Below are 20,337 nucleotides of genomic sequence, written 5' to 3'. Positions count from 1 at the left end.
CCGGAGCCGTGCCTTGACCGAACCTGCTTTCGATTTTCTCGTCGAGCCGAAACCTGCGCCACGCCCGACCCACGTCGTCATGGAAGGCCGCTTCTGCCGGCTGCGGCCGCTCGACCCGGCCCGCGATACCGATGGGCTCCATGCGCTGTCGCATGGCCCCGAGGCCCCGCAGCAATGGGCCTATCTCTTCACCGGTCCCTATGCCGACAAGGCGGATTTCGACGCCCATGTCCGCACTATTGCCGCGGGTACGACGGACCCCGTCTATTGGGCGATCTGCGACCGCGACGACCGCGCGATCGGCTGGCTGTCGCTGATGCGCATCGATACGGTGCACCGGGTGATCGAGGTGGGCTCGATCCTCTATACGCCGGCGCTGCAGCGCACGCCGGCGGCGACCGAGGCTGAATATCTTCTCGCGCAATATGTCTTCGAGACTCTGGGCTACCGACGCTACGAGTGGAAATGCCACAATTTCAACGAGCCCTCCAAGCGCGCGGCCGTGCGCTTCGGCTTCACCTATGAGGGCCTGTTCCGCCAGCACATGATCGCCAAGGGCCGCAACCGCGACACCGCCTGGTTCTCCATGCTCGACACCGAATGGCCGCAGCGGAAGCTTGCCTTCACGCAATGGCTGTCGCCGGAGAATTTCGATGCGGAAGGGCGCCAGAAGGTCAGCCTCGGGGTCTTCAACCGGCTGGAAGCGCGCGAGGGCGGGCTCGCGCTGCGCCGGGCGACGCTGCGCGATGTGCCGGCGATCCGTACCCTGAAGGACATCGCCTATACCCGCAACGAGACGATCACCGGTGCGCCGTCACTGCCGCGCATGGTCGACTATGCCGAGATCATGGCCGATCATGAGGTCTGGGTGGCGGATGGCGAGGATCATCTGATCGCCTGCGCGGTGCTGCAGGGCGCGGGCGAGCCGCTGATCTATTCGCTGGCCGTGCATCCGTCCGAGCAGGGGCGGCGCTATGGCGATGCGATCCTCGCATTTGCCGAGAAACGCCTGAGGGAGCTCGGCGCGAGGCGCATCGCCCTCTACACCAACCTCAAGCTCGAGGAGCGCATCGCCTGGTATGCCCGCAAGGGCTTTTCCCGCACGCGTGTCGAACAGCTCGCGGACCGGCAGGTGCAGCACATGGCGAAGGATGTCGCCTGAACATGGCGATGGGCATCGCCTGATCGGCGCGCCGCCCGTTCGATCAGCGGAACGGCTCGACGCGATAGGCGGAGCGGAAGAAGGCGACGGTTGCCACCAGACCGGCGATGACGCCGACGACGGTGGCGCCGATCACCACCTGATCGCCCATCTTGAGAAGGCTCGCAATGGCCCAGCCGGTGGCGCCGCCCGCGCCGACAGCTTCGGTGCCGACGATCATGGTCGCTCCGAAGACGTTGACGAGGTTGGTCCAGTTGGAGGTCGAGGCGGTGGCCATCGAGAACGTCCCTGTCGGCTGGTGCGCGTTTGCGCCGCAGTTGTGGCGTCAAATGGCGGCGGGATCAAGGTGCCGCAAGTTAGGAACGTGCTTTTTGGCATTGCCGGTGCGTGGCGGCCGGTTCTGCGAGGCCGGCGGCGCGCACGCGGCCGGCCTGTGTTTGGGCGAAGACGACCGGAGCTTCGGGGCGGCGGCTCCGGGCGCGCGTTTGCTCCGGGTGGTCGGGCTACCCCTGTTTGGATGAAGCCGAACGGTCGTCGCCACCCCGATACCGCAGCCCCTCTCGACCTCCGGAGCGCGAAGCGCCGTTACGGGTGGCATGAAAATACCATGTAGTCTCTGTTCAATTTGGTTCATTGTTGCAAATTGTTGCTTGACCGGCGGCGGGAAGGGATGGCGATGTTTCAGTGGAGCGCGGGTTACTTTTCGCGTAACTGTCAGTATTAAAATGTTCTAAATCTTAGCAGTACACGCTGTATCAAGATTTGATTGGTCAAAAATGTGGGAATATATTTAAAAATGACGCATAGTAATATCAATGATCATCGAAATTTGGACTGGGAACCAAACGTTTCGGATCATCAATTTTTGATCGGCGCGGCGGCTGGAATTCGAAATCTGTTTGATTTAGTGTACATTTCCCTAAAGCATGCAGCCAAAGTCGACATAGAGATAGAACAAGGCAAGTCGGCATAGAACAAGAAACGGACAGGAGTATTCATCGATCGGCCTAGGGCAAGGCCGGCAGCGTACAAGGTGCCACCATGCGTAGCGTACCTATCGTCCTGATCGAAAAGAGCAGGCTGGTTCGCGAGGGGCTGGAGAAAATTCTCTCGGGAACTCTGTTCCGCGTCGCGGCCACCGCCCCGACACCTGGTGATTTGCGGGCCACGCCTCCCGCCGACCTTCGCGGCCTGATGATCATTCTCGGCGTCGGTGACGACGATCGTTCCCCTGCCGAGGACATTGAGGCGCTGCGGCTCAGGTTCGCCGATGCTCGCATCGTCATTCTCGCTGACCGCCATGAACTCGCGCCGCTCGCCGAGGCTCTGCGCCTGTCGGTGAACGGCTATCTCAGCAAATCCATCAGTTCCCAAGCCCTGATCAAGGCGCTCGAGCTCGTGGCGCTGGGTGAAGGGATTTTCCCCTCGTCCATCCTCGCCCAGCTCGGCGGCTCGCGCGAAATGCCGGCGCAGCTGCTGCTCGAGGCTCCGGAGGAACGGTCTCTGCGGCAATGGGCGTCTGTCCTGTCCGACCGGGAGACGCAGATTCTCCGCGGGCTCATCGAAGGTCAGTCCAACAAGACCATCGCACGCGCCTTCGACATCATGGAGGCGACCGTCAAGGTCCACGTGAAGGCGATCCTGCGCAAGATCGGCGTTCAGAACCGCACACAGGCGGCCATATGGGCGCTCGGCCACCTGTCGCAGGGTGCCTATGCCACGATGCCGGCGGCGGACGATCCCCTTCCATCGGGACCGAATGGTTTCGGCCGACACGCCCCGGGCAAGCCCAACGGCCACTGAACGAATGCCCCGGCGGGCGGGCGCGGGGGCCCGCGCCGCGCTGCGGGGCGCCAGCCCTCATCCGATCGGATGAGGACGCATTTCCGGGGGCTTCCTAGTCTTCCACCAGAACATTCCAATGGCTCCCCGCATGTCCCGCATGAGCGGGCCTTCCGGGGGCGGGCGGAGGCGCCGCGATGGACTCCCATGTTCTGTGTCTTGGAGGAGAGGACCACGCCCTTCGCATCCCTTTCCTGCTGGCCTTGCGGGATCGGGGCTTTCGGGTCACGGCGGCGTCCAGCGGCGGCGGCGAGCCGTTCCGGGCCGTCGGACTGACGCATCTGCCCTGGCATTTCGACCGCTTTGATCGTCGTGGCGGCGATCTCGGCGCGATCGCGCGGATCGCCAGCCTGGTCGCGGAATGCCGGCCGGACCTGATCCAGACCTTCGACACCAAGCCGAACCTCCTCGCGCCGCTCGCTGTGCGAGGCGCGGTTCCTGTCATCCGGACCATCAACGGCATGGGCTGGACCTTCTCGCCCGGCGGCGGAATGCGTGCCCGGCTGATCCGGCCAGTCTATCGTCTGCTCCAGCGAGCGACGGCGCGCTGGTCCGCGGCCACGGTTTTCCAGAACGCCGACGACAAGGCCTATTTCGAGCGGCACGGTCTTGTCAGCCGCGATGCCGCGCACTTGGTTCGCAGTTCGGGCATCGACGTCGCGGCCTTCCGGACGGCCCTCGCGGCGAGCCGCGATCCCGGCATCCTGCGGCAGGAGCTTGGCCTCGGCGACGCACAGGTCGTGGTGACGGTCAGCCGCCTGACCCGCCAGAAGGGCATAGGGACGTTGCTGAAGGCGGCGCGGATCGTGGCGCGCGCCCGCCCGCGCGTGAAATTCCTGCTCGTCGGGCCTCGCGAGAGCGAGGGACCCTTCGCCATCGACGCCGCCGAGATCGAGGCCGCGGGCCCCAATGTCATGGCGCTCGGCCACCGGCGCGACGTGCCGGCGCTCCTTGCCCTGGCGGACGCCTTCGTCCTGCCGACCCAGTATCGGGAGGGCGTTCCGCGCGCGCTGCTGGAGGCGGGGCTCGCGGGCCTGCCGATGGTCGCGACGCGCATGCCCGGCTGTACCGACGTCGTCACCGAGGGCTGGAACGGCCATCTCGTCGAGCCCGGCGACGCGGCAGCGCTCGCCCAGCGCATCCTCGGGCTGCTCGAAGACCCCGCCGAAGCACGCGTGATGGGGCTGCGCTCCATCGCCTTCGTCGCGCGCGCGTTTTCGCTCGAAGGCGTCGTCGACAGCTACCGCGACATCTACCGGCAGATGCTCCGACCCCGCATCGCCCCGGTCCGCCCCGCCCCTGCAGTCCGGGAGCTCGCTTCAGCCGCCCGCGCCGATGGAGAGCGTCCGTGATCCGCGACGCCATGCTGGCCGCCGGAACCGTGCTTTCCGCAGCCTCGACCCTGCGGCTCCCGGGGCTGCCGCTCGGGGCGGGTGAGGTTCTGCTCGCGCTCTGGCTGGCGCTTTCGGGCACCCATCTCATCGCGACCGGCCGTATCGACGCGGGGCTGGCTTTCCGCCGGATGGGCACCTTCTGGTGCGTCTTCGCCCTGTCGCTGGGCATCGGCGCCTTTCTCGGCATGCTGTTCGATCCGATCGTCGAAGGTGCCAGCATGGCCCACGACGCCATGGCCTACGTGCTGATGGCGACGATTTCCTGCCTCGCGCTGATCCTGCCGGACAATGCGGTCCGCATGCGCCGATCGGCCTGGTTCCTGGTGGGCTTCGCCAATGTCGGCCTCGCCTTCCAGCTGGCGCTCGGCTTCGGGCTGGTTCCCGCCGGCGGCATCGACCCCTGGTACTGGAACCGCTTTCGCGGCTGGTCGGAAAACCCCAATCAGGCGGCGCTCTATTGTGCCGTTTTCAGCGCCGTCGCGATCCATCTCGGCATGACGGCGCAGAGTCGCGGCGCGCGTGTCGCGGGCTGGATGGGAGCCGTTCTCCCGCTCGTCGCCGGTCGCCTGACGAGGAGCGATACCTTCCTGCTGACGATGCTCGGCCTCTTCGGCCTGCTGGGCGCGCTGCGGCTGAAGACCTGGCTCGATGATCCGGCGGGCGGCGTGCGCCGCACGGCGGCCATGGCGATCCTCGTCGCGGCACCGCTGGTGCTGGCGAGCCTCCTTCCCTTCGTCTGGTCGGAGCGGACCGACGCCAGCGCGCTGGCTCTCAGCCTCGCCAAGGATCACGGTGGCGACGCGACGATGCAGACCGCCAACCTGCGTCTCGAGTTGTGGCGCAGCGCCATCCGCAAGGGGCTGGAATCCGCGTCGTTCGGCTTCGGTCCGGGGCCGCATCTCGAACGTCCGAACGTCCCGCGGCTAGCGACGCTGCCGCGGCCGTTCGAGGCGCACAGCACGATCCTCGACCTGTTTCTGCAAGGCGGTATCATCGCCGTCGGCATCTTCGCCTGGCTTCATGTCAGCACGCTGCGGCTGCTGTTCCGGGCACGGCTGGACGCGCTCGCGGCGCTGGTCTGCGCCGTCATCATCTTCGGCATCAGCCATTTCATCCTCCGGCACCCGATCCTCTGGTTCGGGCTGGTGCTCTGCCTCGCCGAGGGCTGCGCGCGCCTGCCCGCCATGCAGGCGCGCCTTGCATCGACCTCTCGGGCAGGAATGGGACAAGGGGGCCGGCTATGTGCGGCATAGCGGGAATCTTCCGGGGCCCGGGCGCGCCGGCGGAGCTGCGCGTCGATGTGGTCGGCCCGATGCTCGCGGCGATCGCCCATCGCGGTCCCGACGGGGAAGGAACCTGGATCGACCGCGAGGCCGGCATCGCGCTCGGCCACCGGCGCCTCGCCATCGTCGATCTGTCGGAAGGCGGCCGGCAGCCCATGCATTCGGAGGATGGCAGCCTCGTCGTGAGCTTCAACGGCGAGATCTACAATTTCCTCGAATTGAGGAGGGAACTGGAGGCGCTCGGGCACCGCTTCCACAGCACCAGCGATACGGAGGTGCTGATCCGCGCGGTCGAGGCATGGGGCCTGCAGCCGGCGCTGCGGCGGTTCTGCGGCATGTTCGCCTTCGCGCTGTGGGACCGTCGCGCCCGCGTGCTGCATCTGGCGCGCGACCGCATGGGCAAGAAACCGCTTCATGTCGCCTGCCTGCGGGGGGCGGTGCTGTTCGCCTCCGAAATCAAGGCGTTGAGGGCGGTCCCCGGTTTCACACCGGCGATCGACCGCGACGCGGTGGCCGGGTTCCTTGCGCGGGGCGTCGTTGCCGGCGACAGCTGCATCTACCGGCAGGTCTTCAAGCTCCCGCCCGGTTCGAGCCTGACGTTGAGCACCGACGATCTTGCCCGGGGCGGCAATGCCGCGAGCCTTGCTGCAGCCTGCCGGCCCTGGTGGTCGCTCGCCGATGCCGCCGAGCGGGGGCGTGCGGACCAGTTCGCGGCGGGAAACGACGAACTCGTCGGCGCGCTGGACGACCTCCTGCGGCAGGTGGTGCGCGAGCGCATGGTGGCTGATGTGCCGCTCGGCGCGTTCCTGTCAGGCGGCATCGATAGCGCGACGGTCGTTTCGCTGATGCAGGCGCAGTCCGCGCGGCCGGTGCGCACTTTCACCATCGCCTTCGACGAATCCGGCTACGACGAGTCCGCCGGCGCCTCGCGCGTGGCGCGTCATCTCGGCACCGACCACACCCAGTTCCGGCTGTCGCCCGACGAGGCGATGAAGACCATCCCCGAATTGCCACGCATCTGGGACGAGCCCTTCGCCGACGAATCGCAGATCCCGACCCTGCTGGTCTCCCGGATGGCGCGCCGCGAGGTGACCGTGGCGTTGACCGGCGACGGTGGAGACGAGTGCTTTGCGGGCTATCAGCGGCATTTCACGGTGTCGCGCCTTGCCAGCCTGCTCGCCGCGCCGGAAGCCGCCCGAAGGGCAGCTGCGGCGCTGATTCTGGGCCTCTCCGGCCGGTTTCCCCGGCGTGTCGCGGCCGCCCTGCCGCTGCCCGGCCGACTGCGGCGCCTGGTCGAAGGCGACAGTCTCATCCGCCTCGGCCGCCTCATCGAGGGCGGCGAGGACGGCCTTTACGATCGGCTGACGCGCCTGTCCGACCTGCCCCTGTCGCAGGCCCCGGCGACGGCCGATCCAGCCGGTCCCGCCCTCGACGACATCGTCTCCCGCGTGGTCCATCGCGACATGGCAGGCTACCTGCCGGACGACATCCTCGTGAAGCTCGACCGGGCGACCATGGCGGTCAGCCTCGAGGGGCGCTGCCCGCTGCTGGATCACCGCGTCGTCGAGTTCTCCTGGCGCCTGCCGACGGGGGTCAAGGTGCGCGGCGGGCGCGGCAAGTGGATTCTGCGCGAGGTCCTCGCTCGTTACGTGCCGCGCAGCGTGTTCGAAGGCCCGAAGCGCGGCTTCGACGTGCCGGTCGGGGCCTGGTTGCGCGGGCCGCTTCGCGGCTGGGCCGAGGACCTGCTCAGCCCTGCCATGCTCGCCCGGCACGACCTGCTCGACGTTGCCGGGGTGCGCCGCCGCTGGTCCGACCATCTCGACGGACGAGGCGACCATTCGCGCGCCCTCTGGGCGGTTCTGATGCTGCAGGCATGGCTTGACGAACATGCGCGGTCCACTCCGGCGGACCGTGTTCCCGAACTTGAAACCGCTCAGCATTGGAGTTGACCATGAGGGCGCTTCTCGGACCTGAGGCACGGCTCCTCCACTCCGTTCGAGCGACGGGGGGCGGCCCGTTCGACAGCACGCCCGATTATGGCGCCCATCCCGCCGACGGCGCCCGCCACGCGATCAGCCGGAGCCTCGGAACCCTCATGCGGCGCTGGCGGCTGATCCTCGGTGTCATCGCCGCGGGAACTGCGGTGGCGCTGGTCACGGCTATCGTCGTGCAGCCGAACTATGCGGCCTCCTCGCAGATCATCGTCGATCAGCGGGGCAATGACGGACCGGGCACGACCGCCGCCACGCAGCCGACCGAGGAATCGGCGATCGAGACCCACGTCACCATTCTGGCCTCCGATGCCCACATGCTGGCGGTTGCCTCGGCACTGCTGGCGAACCGGCCGGAGAACTATGCCGAACCGCCCTCGCGCCTGTCCCGCATCCGCAGTGTCGTCGACCGGGTGCTGAGGCCGCTCGGCCTTGCCGGTCCGCACCCCACGCCTGAGGAAACGGCCGATGGTGCGGCGCACGCCCTCGCGCTCGAGCTGAAGAAGCGCCTGCGGGTGGGGCAGGAGCGGCGCTCGCGGGTCATCACCGTGACCTATACGTCGGCGAGCCCGCAGACGGCCGCCGCCGTCGCCAACACGATCGTGCGGGTCTATCTGGACGATCTCGCGCTGCGCCACCGGGTCGAGGCCCGGCGGTTGATGGTCTGGCTCGCCAAGCGGATACCGGAGGCCCGCCTCGAGGTCGCGCGCGCCGAGCGGGAACTGGAGGCCTATCGTCTGTTGCACGCCGCCGCGAGCACGGCGCCGGCCGACGAGACGGCCCTCCAGATCGCCCAGATGTCGCGCCAGCTGGCCATAGCGCGTTCGGAAATGCAGTCGGCGACGGAGCGCCTCGCGCGGGCCAGGGAGCTTCGCGAGCGGCCGGGCGCCGAAATGGAGATGGCGCGCCTGCTCGGCTCGCCGCTGCTGCTGGACCTGGTGCGGCGCGATGCCGGTCGCCAGAACACCGGCGACGTCGCCTCCACGGCAGCCATCCAGGAAGAGCTTGCCCGCGGCATCCGCCGCCTCGAAGGCGAGGCTCAGGTCTATGGCGAGCAGGCACGGTCGATCGAACAGCGGCTCGCGCCGCTGCGCGCGGCGGCCAACTCGACCGCCGACGGCCTGTCGGGCCTGCGCGCCCTCGAGCGGCAGGCAGCGGCGCTCGGCCAGTTCTATGACGGCCTGCTACGCCGCCAGCAGGAGGTCGACGAGCAGGTCCAGTTCGTCCGGCCGGACGCGCGGCTGCTGGCGACCGCCTGGCCGCCGGAGCGGCCGAGTTCGCTGCACCCCGCCTTCCTGATCCCGCCCATGGTCATCGCCTCGGCGATCCTCGGCATCCTGCTGGCCCTCGGCCTCGGCGTCGTCGAGCGCACCGTGCGCGACGAGGACGACGCCGTCGATGCCCTGGCGGTGCCCTGCCTCGGCGCGGTGCCCTATCTGTCGCGCGTCGAGGCGCTCCGCGCGCCGCTGATGCCGCGCGACGAGCCGCAATCCGACTATGCGCGGGCCGTCCGCTCGCTGCTTGTATCGCTGATGCCGACGAGCGGCACGCGTCATGGTCCCCAGGTCGTCCTGCTGACCTCGACCGGACCGGGGGAGGGCAAGACCACGCTCGCCTGGAGCCTTGCCGCCGTCGGCGCGCGGCTCGGTATGAAGGTGCTGCTGGTCAGTCGCAGCAACCATCCCGCGCGGCTGGAGCGGGCGCCCGACCCGCCGGCCCGCGGCGGCCCGGCAGAGGTCGCCGCCGGCAGCACGGCGCGTCCGGCCGCGGCCGAGCGGATCGGCCATCTCCAGATCGACTTCGTGCCCGCCGCACGGCTGGACACGGCCTCCGGCCTCGGAATGGACGAGCCGGGCGGCCGGTGGAGCGACCGCTTCCGCGGCACCTACGACCTGATCATCGTGGACGACGACAGCGTGCGCGAGCGGCCCGAGGTCGGTCTCGCCGCGATGAATGCCGACTGGATCCTGTTCCTGGTCCGTGCCGGCGTCACCGAGCGCGCAGCCGCCCGCGACGCCGTGCAGTTCCTCGCCCGGGCCGCGGGCGTGGAGGCGCCAGGCGGACCACGGATCGCCTCGATCCTCTCCGAGGAGGAGCCCGCATTGGCGCCGAGGCCCGTCGTCCTGACGGGTGCCCGCGTCGGAGGCTGAGATGATCATCGAACTGTTCGGCCCGCCCGGCTCCGGCAAGACCACCCTGGCCCTGGCGCTCGGACAGCGCCTGGAACGGCAGGGCCACGCCACGTCGGTCATCCTCAGCTACCGGCAGGGCGAGCCCGAGCGATCATCGGACTCGGGTGGCAGCCGCTCGGCATTGGGGCGGGCTGGCCGGGCCTTCCTGCGGACGCTGGCAACCGTATTTCGGCCGCGCAAGCATCGGCAGGAACTGCACCTGGCGAACTCGCTCATCTGGCTGCTGCCGCCGAAAAGCCCGGTCTGGATGCTGCGCCTGTGGCAGTACATCCTGCGCCTCTCGCGCTGCTGGAAGCGCAATGCCCAGTCCAGCCGGGTCGTGATCTTCGACCAGGCCTATCTGCAAGCCGTCTGTTCGCTCGCCGCCTTCACCCGCGCCGCCAACGATGCCGCGCTCGCCGGTGCGCTGGAGGCGGCGCCGCAGGCCGATCTGGTCGTGCGTCTCGATGCGCCGTGCGAACTGCTTGAGCGCCGCCTGCGGGATCGCTCGGAGCATCTGCCGCGAATGGAGCAGTTCTTCGATGCAGGACTCAGCACCAGCATGGCGACCGGTCCCATAGCGGATCGCATCCAGGGGCTGCTCGAACAGCGTGGCGGCTCGATCATCGAGGTGCGTTCGCTGGATAGCGTCTCGCTCGGCGCGGCACTGGACAGGATCGAGCAGGCGGTCGAATTGCGCATAGGACCGGCCGCGAAGGCGCCGGGCGACGCGCCGCCGCCCGATCGCCCCGCCGAAAGCGAGCCGGAACAGGCGGCGAGGACGGAAAAGGAGCCGGATCTCGGCAAGCGCATGACCAGCGCGAGCGCGCAGGCCTTCGCGCTCTATGTCGGTGGCGCCGTTCTGACCAGCCTGGTGCAACTGCAGATCGCGCGGCTGATCGGCACGGATGGCTTCGGCATATTCTCCTACGTGCTGGCCTGGACCTCGTTCCTTTCCTACGTCGCGACACTCGGTTTTCACGTCGCCGTGCTGCGCTTCGTGCCGGTCCATGCTGCGCGCGAGGAATGGGGGCTCGTGCGGGGCGTCGTGCTGTTCGCGATCGGCGTTTCGACCGTTGCATCGCTGATCCTCGCGGCGATCGGAATCGCTGTGATCGTCGCCGTCGCCGACCACATTCCGGATTCCAAGGAGGCGGGTCTGCTGATCGGCATGGCCACGATCCCCGCCATGACCATGTATCTGATCAGCGCGGCGCTGGTGCGCGCCTTCGGCGGGGTGGTGACGGCGCTTCTGCCCGAACGCATCGCCCGCGACGCGCTCCTGTCAGCGCTGGTGGCGGTCATGGCGGCCCTCGCCATCCGGCCGGTGGACGCCACCGGCGTTCTTACCGCGCTGCTGGTCAGCTCGGTGCTCACCGCCTGTCTCGCCTTCGTGCTGATGCTGCGGATCTGGCCGGCCTATCTGAAGGGCGTGCGGCCGGCCTTCTCTATTGCTCAATGGTGCGCGACCGTGCTGCCGATGACGGTGTTGTCGCTGCTCGACGTGCTCATGGTTCGCACCGGCGTCATCCTGCTGGGCTGGCTGGAGCATATTCGCGAGGCCGGCATCTTTGCGCTTGGCTTCAGTATCGCAACGCTGATCCTGCTGCCGCGCGTCGCGGTCGGCACCATGTTCGCGCCCACGGCGGCGGATCTTCATGCACGCGATGACCATGCCGGCCTGCAACGGCTCTTCGCGCGCGCCGCCCTTCTGTCGTTCGCCGTGTCGGGTCTTCTGGCCGCGCCGCTCCTCATCTTCATGGAGCCGGTGCTGCGCTTCTTCGGCGAGGACTTCGTCCAGGGGGCCCAGATCGCGCGCCTGCTCGTTCTGGGCCAGCTCATCGCCGCCGCGATGGGGCCGCAGCAACACCTGATGACGATGACCGGCCAGGAGCGGGCGGCGGCGCTCGCCATGGCCATCAGCGCAGCGCTCAACGTCGCCGGATGCCTGATCGGCATCAAACTGTTCGGCGCCGTCGGAGCGGCGTTGGCGACCACGCTGGTGATCATCGTCTGGAACATCATCATGGCGGTCAGCATCCACCGCCGCCTTGGTCTCCTGCCGGGGCTCGCCTGCGCCGTTTCGGAGCGCCTTCGTTCGCGCGCCGTAGGCCAGATCGCGGCGGGAGGGAGCTGAACCCATGACGCGGGTTGGTGGCGCTCCGGCCGGAATCTCCTCCGATCGTACGATGTCGCCATCCCGGCCACCGCCTAGGACGACAATGCGGGGAACGGAGCCACCCATGCTCGACATGAACAGCCGCCGAACGACAGGGGGCGCCCCGATCTACGACAGCCCCGTCCGGCGCGAGATCCCCGCAGCGCCACCGCCGTCCTTCGTCTGGTCGATGCCGCCGCGCAGGGCCCTGGACGCCGGCGGCCCTGTCGATCATCCCTTCGAGCCGCTCGGCGCGCAGTTCGCCGAGGTGCCGGTGATGCAGCACGTACGGCGGATGGCGGCAGCGTTTCCCGACAAGCCCGCTGTCGTGGACGATGCGGTCGCGCTCACCTATCGCCAGCTCGTCGAGGCGGTCTCGTCGCTTTCGGACCGGATTGCCGCGGTCACGGCGCAGGGGGAGGCTGTCGGGCTGATACTCGGCAACTCGGCCTGGTTCCCGGTCGGCATGCTTGCCGGCCTCGAATGCGACCGGCTGGTGGTGCCGCTCAACCCGCGTGACCCGCCGCAGCGCATCTTCGACATCGTCGCGGATGCGCGGCTGCCCGCCGTGGTCGGCATCGGTGCCAGTCGTCCCGCCGACTGGCCGGCAGCGCCGACCGTCCGCTGGATCGACGCGGCGGCTGCGCTGGCGCCCGCGCCGCCACACCGGACGGTCGGCTCCGGCATGACCGCTTCGGTCGATCGCCCGGCCGTCGTCCTCTACACCTCCGGCAGCACGGGCCGCCCCAAGGGCATCGTCAACAGCGAGCGCAGCCTGCTGCAACGCGTCCACCAATATGTCGATGCCTGTCATATCGGCTCCAGCGACGTGCTGATGCCGCTGAGCGGCGCGGCCACCATTGCCGGCTGTCGGGAAGTGCTTTCCGCCCTGACGACGGGCGCAACCCTTGCGATCGTCGATGTCGAGGCCGCCGGCCTGCGCGGCGTTCGGCGCCGGTTCCGCACGGCCGGGGCGACGGTGGTCTATATCGTGCCGGCCCTGCTGCGTGCGCTGATGCGGGAGGGCGGCGACGATTTCGCCTCGCTGCGGATCGTCCGCATCGCCGGCGAACGCATCCTGTGGGACGACATCGCGGCGGTACGCGCCGTCGCGCCCGCCGGCTGCCGGGTTCAGGTGAGCTACTCGTCGACCGAGACGACGGGATCGCAGTGGTTTCCCGGCGAGCCGGCGCCCGAGGACGGGGTCGGCGTGCCCGCCGGCTACCTGCTGCCCGGCATCGCCTATGCGGTGCTCGGCGAGGACGGCCGGCCGGTTCCGTCCGGTGGAACCGGCGAACTCGTGATCAGCAGCCCCTATGTGGCGCTCGGCCACTGGTCTGGCGGCGTCGTCGCGCCGCTGGCGGCCGACCCCGAACATCCCGGCCAACGCATCCTGCCGACCGGGGATCTGGTAACCGTTGCCGCCGACGGACTGGTGAGGATCGTCGGGCGGAAGGGGCGGCAGCTGAAGATCAACGGCCGCCGCGTGGAGCCTGCGGAACTGGAAGTCGTGTTGCGGCAATCGCCGCTGGTCGTCGATGCCGCGGCGCTGCCGACCGAGGCGGGCGAACTCGTCGCCTTCGTGGTGCCACGGCGGGAGGGCGTCGATCCGGTCGAGGCGCTTCGTCAGGCGGTTCGGCGCAACCTGCCGCCATCGCTGCATCCGGCCCGCCTTCATGTCCTGCCCGACCTGCCGAGGCTGCCGGGCGGCAAGATGGACGCGCAGGCGCTGCGCCGCCTCGACGGCGAATTGCGCATCCGCACTCGCGATACCGTCGCGATGCCCGCCCGGCAGGAGAGTGGCGCGGCGTCCAGCGAGCGCGCGGTCGTCGAGCGGATATGGAAGGCGACCTTGCGGACGGCCGAGGCGCATGGCCGCTGGGACGAGGCCGGCGGCGACTCGTTGAAGCTTCTCCAATGCGTGCTCGACATCGAGACGGCGCTTGGCCGCGAACTGCACATGGACGCCTACCGGATCGACATGAGCTTCGAGGAGATGGTCGAAGCGGTATCGAGTCCGCCCGACGACGGCCCGCTGGCGGCGCGCGCCGACGATGATGCGCGGCCGATCCTGTTCCTGTTCCCCGGTTCGGTCGGCTACGGGCCGAGCATGGCCGCATTCGGCGGCGAGATGGGCCGCGTCGTCCGCGTCGTGCCGATCCGCTATCCCGGCCTGGACGCCATTCTCGACGGCCAGCAGACGGTCGCCGCGATGACCGACCAAGCCTTCGCCCAGATACGGATGGCGCAGCCGCGTGGGGAGATCCGTCTGCTCGGCTATTCGCTTGGCGGCGCGGTCGCATTCGAGACCGCCAGCCGGCTGCTGGCGGAGGGCCGGCAGATCCGCTTCCTCGGCATCCTCGACACCAATGTCGATGGCCGGCGCCATCAGCCCGCCGAGACAGTGGCACGCGCGATCCAGCGCGTCCGCGCGCATCGCGTCACGGTCTATCGCATGCTCTGCCGAAGCGTGGCGAAACTGGCGGTGCGGCTCGGCTGCGAGGCCAGCTTCGCCCGGCTACTGGCGAAGGTCCTGCCGGGCCGGCTTTCGGGCACCCGCTTCATGCTGCGGCTGGAGCTGGAGGAAGTGCTCCGGATGCGGGCCATGGGGCGCTGGCTCGGCGGTCCGCAGGAGCCGCCCCTGCCGATCACGGGCACTCTGTTCCGCTGCGAGCGGCGCGGCCTGTCGGACGATCTCGGCTGGCGGCGCATGGTCGGCGGGCTGGATATCGTGCCGATCGCCGGCGGGCACCTCGATCTGGTCGTGCCGCCGCACCTGGCGCACAACCTGCCGCTCATCCTGGCGGCGCTCCAGTTCGGCCATATCTGAACAGGGAAAGGCCGGCGCGGTGAGGCGCCGGCCCGGTTGCGGCTGTCGTCCGTTCAGTTCGCGACGGCGGCGGTCGCCTCGGAGCGCAGCACCGCTTCCACGACATCGCCGGGCAGCACGTCGGTATCCTCCGTCACCGGCAGGCGCTGCCACTGCTCGCCGATCTTGCGCGTCACGACGAGGCTGGTCGCGGTCGTCGCGCCGGGGCCGGGCGCCGAGACCGCGCCGCCGCTCGGCCGGAGCTTCTCGCCCACGGCCTGGATGCGCAGGGCGAGATCGGCAAGGCGCGTGCTGGCGTCCCGAAGCTGCAGGAGAAGTGTGTTCTGCCGCTGGTTGCCCAGCCGTTCGAGCTGGCGCGCGTAGTCGTCCGCCTGCCGGCGCGCGCGCATGAGCTGAACCGTGGTCTCGAGGCGCCGTGAGGAGGACATGAGAACTGCGCGGCGGCTCTCACTGACGCGCTGGCTGACCAGATTGCCACCGCCGTAGAGGCGGTTGATGCGCTCCAGTTCGGCGGTGTCCGCCTCGACGCCCTTCTCCTCCTCCTGCTCGCGCCGGGCGAGCACGACGGCCTGTTCCTGGGTTTCCCGCGTGGCGCGGGCGAGATAGGCGCCTTCGAGCCGGAAGTCGGCCTGCGCGACCTTCAGCGATTCCAGTTCGGCCTGACCGATGCTCTCGGGTACGGAGGCGGGCAGCGGCGACGAGCGGGGCGGCGCCAGATCGAAGCTGTCATGGCCGGCAAGCTCCGCGCGGGTGCGCAGGATGCGGTAATATTCGCGCGTATACTCGGTCCAGAGCGTGTCGTGGTCGCGGCGCAGGTCGGCCGGGTCGGCGCCGGTCTGCGTGGCGCGCGAGCGCAGCAGGCTGTAGCCGCCGGCCGCCGTAACGACCTGCCGGACGGTCATCTGGGGGCGATAGGTCTGCTGGCCGGGCGTCAGCACGTCGCCGGTGACGTAGACGGGGCGGAACTCCGCGACCGAGACGAAGATGTCCTCGGGCCGCACCGAGATGATGTGCTCGCGCCCGTCCGGCGTGCGGCTGCGGAGCACCCGGTTCGGCAGCAGCGCCTCCATGCGCGCCTGGAACTCGGCCGCCGTCAGTCCGCCGATCATCACCCGGCCGGTCCAGGGCAGGGCGATGGTCCCGTCCGCCTGGATCATGGCCCGCTGGCGCTGGTCGCCCAACACGGCGAGCCCGATCTCGACGGTATCGCCGGGCGCGAGCCGATAGGGGCCGTCCGCTCGCGCGGGCCGTGGCGTCGCCGCGAGGCCGATGCAGATGAGCGAGGCGGCGAGGAGGAGGGAATGCCTGCTGCGGGTCATCTCTGCGGCTCCATCACGGATTCTGAGGTGGCCGCGCGCGTCGGCCAGTCGAGGCGGGCGACGAAGGTATGGATGGGGCCACCCGGCCGGTTCCAGTTGCTCGCCCACATGATCTGGGTGCCGTCCGGCGAGGGCGATGCCTGCGCCTCGTTCCAGTAATTGTGCCGGACGCTGTGGGTATGGACGACGCGGCGGAACTCGCCGCTACCGTCGATCTTCAGCGCGATCACCTCGCGCGCGAATGGCGCCCAGCCCGGCCGCCGCGCGACCGCCTCGGGGTCGCCGGAATAGGTGACGAAGACCCAGCCCGGCCGGCCGATCGAGCGCAGGGAGGCATGCTGGCCTTCGCCCGTGGGCGCGAGAACAGTCACGGCGCCGTCGACAAGCCGCCGCTTGATGATGAAGTAGCGATCCGGCGGCGCCTTGCTGATGCCGACATAGACCTCGCTGCCATCGGCATCGACGGTCATGTCGCCATGGCCCGGCCTATGGTGCTCCGACCAGCGCTGCACGAGATCGCCGTCGCGCGAGAAAATGAACCCCTGGTCCGTACCGTCAGGCGCGTTCTGGATGCAGGCGACATGCAGGCCAAGCGGCGAGATCGTGCAGGCATTCGTTTTGCCGGGCAGGCCATTGAGGGAAATGTCGGGCTTCTTGCGTCGTTCGACGAGATCGAAGGCGAACACGACCTCCTCGCCGCTCGGAGCGAGGGCGCGCACGGCGATCCAGCGCCCGTCATTCGAAGGGTTGCCCTTGTACGGGCCGAATTTGAGGTCGCGATAGCCCGCCGCGCGGTAGAGCACCTCTTCGCGCGCGGTCTTGGGCTCCCAGATCAGCACGGCGGAGGGCGTCACGCAGATCATCGCCTCGGGACGCAGGGGATGCCATTCGCATTCGCCGAAACGGGCGCGGCGAAAAAGTGGCTCGTAGGTGCGACCGTCGAAGAAGCACATGCCGCTGCAACCGATCGGGATAAGCAGCAGGCTCTGGTCGGCATTCCATGCCTGCGCGCTGGAATAGCGGTGGCGGCACATGTCGCGGCCGCAGGCTATCCCGGCGCCGAGCGTCGCGCCCGGATCGGTGATGCGCGTGTAGGGCGTGCCAAAGGCGGGGTCGCGGCTGGGCTGGAGATAGCCCGGCAGCGCTGTCTCCGGCGGCGGTATGACCCGTGCGCCGGAGAGGTTGTCGGAGAACGCCGACGCCCATCCGGAAAGGACCGCGATCGTGGCGGCGGCCGCGACCGATCCGATCAGACGCCGGCGCCCGGCCCTGTCGGGCCGGTTCATGTGATGAAATCCTTCTCGCGGCGGACCCGGCCGGCACCCATGCGGCCGCGCCACCAGGCGATGGTCTTTTCAAGGCCGTCGCTGAGGCTGGTGCCGGGTCGCCAGCCCGTCTCGCGGCGGAGAAGGGAATTGTCGGCGAGCAGCGCCCGCACCTCGGAATTGACCGGGCGCATCCGCGCCTCGTCGCGCCGCACGGGCTTGCTCGTGCCGGTGAGGCCGCGAATGATCTCGATGAGATCGGCCACCGTCACGGCCTTGCCGCAGCCGGCATTGTAGGGACGCCCGAACTCGATCCCCGGCGCACTCCCGGCCACCATGAAAGCGGCCACCGTGTCATCGACATAGGTGAGGTCGCGGACCGGCGTGGTGTCGCCGACCATGATCGCATCGCAGCCGGGATCCAGCGCCTGGCGAATGATGGTCGGGATGATCGCCCTTTCGCTCTGGCGCGGGCCGAACGTGTTGAACGGCCGGAGGATCACCGCCGGCAGCCCGAAAGACCGGGCGAAGGCTTCGGTCATCATGTCGGCGCCGATCTTGGAGGCCGAATAGGGCGACTGCCCCTGCAGCGGATGGCTCTCGGCGATCGGCATGGTCTGCGCCGTGCCGTAGACCTCGCTGGTGGAGGTGTGGATCACGCGCTCGGTGCCGTACTGGCGCGCGGCCTCGAGCACGTTGAGCGTGCCGATGACGTTGGTCTCCACATAGGACTGCGCGGCGGCATAGGAATGCGGGATGGCGATGAGGGCCGCGACGTGGAACACCATGTGCTGGCCCTGGACGATGCGGGCGACGAAGGCGGCGTCGCGCACGTCGCCGCGGATCATCGTCAGGTTGCGCCGCACTGGCTCCGACACGTCGTCGAGCCAGCCGTGGCTGTCGAAGGAATTGTAGAGCGCCAGCGCCGTGACCTGGGCGCCAGCTCCGACCAGGGCCTCCGTCAGGTGCGAGCCGATGAAGCCGTCGGCGCCGGTAACGAGAACCTTCATGCCCCTGTAGTCCATGGCGCTGCGCCTCCCTGCTCCGCGACCTCACGAATGGCCCGGCAAACGCACGTCCGCCGGACCGGCGCGGTCGCCGGCGCTCCTTGCCGGCGCCCAGCCGAGCACCGCCAGCACGCCGCGGAGCAGCAGCGCGAAGTCGGAGCCGAGGGTCCGGTGCGGGAAGTAGGCGAGGTCCAGCCGCGCCTTGGCGGGGAACAGAACCTCCCGGTAGAAGGTCGTCGGATCCGCGTCTGCCGGATAGAAGCGACACTCGTTGCGGAAGTAGATCTGGCTCGGTCCGAGCAGTCCCGGCTTGAAGTCGAGGACGTGCTCGAAAGACCCCCGGAAGCAATCCGCGAAAGCCAGGGATTCCGGCCGTGGGCCGACAATCGCCATGTCGCCGCGCAGCACGTTCCAGAGCTGCGGCAGCTCGTCGATCTTGGTCGCGGCCAGGAAGGCGCCCACCGGCGTCAGCCGCATGTCGCCCGCGACCGTGAGCGGGCATCCATCGGTGCCGCTGGCCGCGCCAAACTTGCGGAACTTGTACATGACGAAGGGCCGCCCGCTGCGACCGAGCCTGAGCTGCGCGAAGAAGATCGGCCTGCCGCCTTCGATCCAGATGGCCGCCATCACGGCGAGGAAGACCGGCGACAGGACAATGAGCGCGGCGATCGCGATCACGAGGTCGAAGCAGCGGCTCGCCGCCTCGCCGATGTCGCGGGCCGTGTGGCCGTGGCGCAGGTCGAGCTCGGGTGCGCTCATGCCACGGCCTCCACCGATGCGCGGCTGCGGAGGGCCTGTCCGAGACTGGCCGCGACCGTCTCGACGTTCGCCGCATCCATGCGGGGATGCAGCGGCAGCGTCAGCTCGCGCCGGGCGAAGTCCTCGGTGCGCGGCAGGCTGATGCCCCGCCAGAGGTTGGCGTAGAGCGTCATCAGGTGCACCGGCGAGTAGTGGATCGTCGTCTGGATGCCGTCGGCGCGCAGATGGTCGATCACCGACTGCCGGTCCGTGCCGACTGGCAGGAGCACCGGCATGATGTGGCAGGTCGTCAGCCGTGGCTGCGAGAAGGGCACCGTCAGGCCGGGGCAGTGGAAGGCGAGCCGCTGGCGGTATTCGGCCGTCAGCGCGCGGCGGGCCTCGTTCCAGTGCGGCAGATGCCGGAGCTGGGCGAGGCCGATGGCTGCGCGCAGCTCGTCTAGCCGGTAGTTGAAGCCGATCATGGTGACGTCGTACGTCGGCGTGCGGGCGTCGAGCCGCTGGCGCGTGCCGCTGGTCATGCCGTGGCCGCGCGCCTGACGGATCGTCGCCAGAAGCTCGCTGTCCCGGGCGATCACCGCGCCGCCCTCGCCGGTGGTCATGTTCTTGTTGCCGTAGAAGCTGAAGGCCGCGGCGACGCCGAATGTGCCGACCTCGCGCAGTCCCGGCGCATGGGCGGCATCCTCGATCAGCAGGAGGCCGCGCCGGTGGGCGAAGGCCTGCCAGGCCGCGCGGTCCGGCAGATATCCGGCGAAGTGGACGAGGATGACGGCCTTGGTCCGCGGCGTGCACCGGGCTTCCGCCTCGGCCAGCGACATCAGCGGCACGTCGGCCGACTGGATGTCGACGAAGACCGGCGTCGCGCCGACATAGAGCACGCTGTTGGCGGTCGCGACGAAAGTGAGGGAGGGGACGAGCACCTCGTCGCCGGGGCCGAGGCCGAGGGCGTGCAGGATCAGGTGCAGCGCCGCGGTGCAGGAATTCACCGCGACGGAATCCTCCGCGCCATGGGCATGGGCGAAGGCCTCCTCGAAGGCGCGGACGCGATCGCCCATCGTCAGCCAGCCGCTGTCGATGACGTCGCACAGGGCGTTCTTCTCTTCGTGGCCCAGAATGGGCTCGCCGACCAGCAGCATGGCGCGGATCCTTGCCAGTGAGG

General features: G+C 69.2%; 14 protein-coding genes. 8 read left to right on the top strand and 6 right to left on the bottom strand.

The genetic code is table 11. The features are described 5' to 3' along the window. Positions 1-13: 13 nt before the first annotated feature. Positions 14-1,162, top strand: a complete 1,149-nt coding sequence (locus JNK84_RS06290; protein WP_293421669.1) for a GNAT family N-acetyltransferase — start codon at positions 14-16, stop codon at positions 1,160-1,162. A 43-nt stretch (positions 1,163-1,205) separates the two neighbouring features. Here the strand turns inward: JNK84_RS06290 and JNK84_RS06285 are convergent, their stop codons facing one another. Then, a complete protein-coding gene (locus JNK84_RS06285) occupies positions 1,206-1,439 on the bottom strand; it encodes a hypothetical protein (RefSeq protein ID WP_293421667.1) in 234 nt (77 codons plus the stop codon). A 764-nt stretch (positions 1,440-2,203) separates the two neighbouring features. Between JNK84_RS06285 and JNK84_RS06280 the strand changes: the two genes are divergently transcribed. From JNK84_RS06280 to JNK84_RS06250, 7 genes are all read left to right on the top strand, one after another. After that, positions 2,204-2,965: a LuxR C-terminal-related transcriptional regulator gene (locus tag JNK84_RS06280; RefSeq protein WP_293421665.1), complete on the top strand. Its 762-nt coding sequence runs from the start codon at positions 2,204-2,206 to the stop codon at positions 2,963-2,965. Positions 2,966-3,141: 176 nt separating this feature from the next. Further along, complete coding sequence (locus tag JNK84_RS06275) at positions 3,142-4,356, top strand: glycosyltransferase family 4 protein (RefSeq protein WP_293421663.1); 1,215 nt, start codon at positions 3,142-3,144, stop codon at positions 4,354-4,356. After that, the gene (locus JNK84_RS06270) at positions 4,353-5,651 is read left to right on the top strand and encodes an O-antigen ligase family protein (RefSeq protein WP_293421661.1); all 1,299 of its coding nucleotides are present in this window, start codon (positions 4,353-4,355) and stop codon (positions 5,649-5,651) included. The genes JNK84_RS06275 and JNK84_RS06270 overlap by 4 nt, the downstream gene beginning before the upstream one ends. Continuing rightward, positions 5,639-7,630, top strand: a complete 1,992-nt coding sequence (gene asnB, locus JNK84_RS06265; RefSeq protein WP_293421659.1) for an asparagine synthase (glutamine-hydrolyzing) — start codon at positions 5,639-5,641, stop codon at positions 7,628-7,630. The genes JNK84_RS06270 and asnB overlap by 13 nt, the downstream gene beginning before the upstream one ends. A gap of 2 nt (positions 7,631-7,632) precedes the next feature. Beyond that, a complete protein-coding gene (locus tag JNK84_RS06260; protein ID WP_293421657.1) occupies positions 7,633-9,822 on the top strand; it encodes a GumC family protein in 2,190 nt (729 codons plus the stop codon). A 1-nt stretch (position 9,823) separates the two neighbouring features. Beyond that, positions 9,824-11,980, top strand: coding sequence for a lipopolysaccharide biosynthesis protein (locus JNK84_RS06255; protein ID WP_293421655.1), 2,157 nt, complete (start codon positions 9,824-9,826; stop codon positions 11,978-11,980). A 106-nt stretch (positions 11,981-12,086) separates the two neighbouring features. Further along, on the top strand, positions 12,087-14,831 hold the full coding sequence (locus JNK84_RS06250) for a non-ribosomal peptide synthetase (RefSeq protein ID WP_293421653.1): 2,745 nt from the start codon (positions 12,087-12,089) through the stop codon (positions 14,829-14,831). 53 nt (positions 14,832-14,884) lie between these two features. On the opposite strand, the gene JNK84_RS06245 is transcribed toward JNK84_RS06250, so the two are convergent. From JNK84_RS06245 to JNK84_RS06225, 5 genes are read right to left on the bottom strand one after another with little or no spacing between them, the layout of a single operon-like run. After that, positions 14,885-16,150 (bottom strand): polysaccharide biosynthesis/export family protein, encoded by a 1,266-nt coding sequence (locus JNK84_RS06245; RefSeq protein ID WP_293421651.1) that lies wholly within the window; start codon positions 16,148-16,150, stop codon positions 14,885-14,887. Beyond that, the gene (locus JNK84_RS06240; protein ID WP_293421649.1) at positions 16,147-17,436 is read right to left on the bottom strand and encodes a hypothetical protein; all 1,290 of its coding nucleotides are present in this window, start codon (positions 17,434-17,436) and stop codon (positions 16,147-16,149) included. The genes JNK84_RS06245 and JNK84_RS06240 overlap by 4 nt, the downstream gene beginning before the upstream one ends. After that, the gene (locus JNK84_RS06235; protein ID WP_293421647.1) at positions 17,433-18,440 is read right to left on the bottom strand and encodes an SDR family NAD(P)-dependent oxidoreductase; all 1,008 of its coding nucleotides are present in this window, start codon (positions 18,438-18,440) and stop codon (positions 17,433-17,435) included. The genes JNK84_RS06240 and JNK84_RS06235 overlap by 4 nt, the downstream gene beginning before the upstream one ends. A gap of 27 nt (positions 18,441-18,467) precedes the next feature. Beyond that, entirely contained in the window at positions 18,468-19,181 is a 714-nt protein-coding gene (locus JNK84_RS06230; protein WP_293421645.1) for a sugar transferase, read from the bottom strand. Beyond that, complete coding sequence (locus JNK84_RS06225; protein ID WP_293421643.1) at positions 19,178-20,314, bottom strand: DegT/DnrJ/EryC1/StrS family aminotransferase; 1,137 nt, start codon at positions 20,312-20,314, stop codon at positions 19,178-19,180. Before JNK84_RS06225 ends, JNK84_RS06230 begins: the two co-directional genes overlap by 4 nt. Between the last annotated feature and the right edge of the window lie 23 nt (positions 20,315-20,337).

The organism is Phreatobacter sp. (assembly GCF_016793595.1).
Lineage (GTDB): Bacteria > Pseudomonadota > Alphaproteobacteria > Rhizobiales > Phreatobacteraceae > Phreatobacter.
Note: the sequence above shows the minus strand (reverse complement) of the source record. Positions and strands in the feature narration are given on the sequence as shown.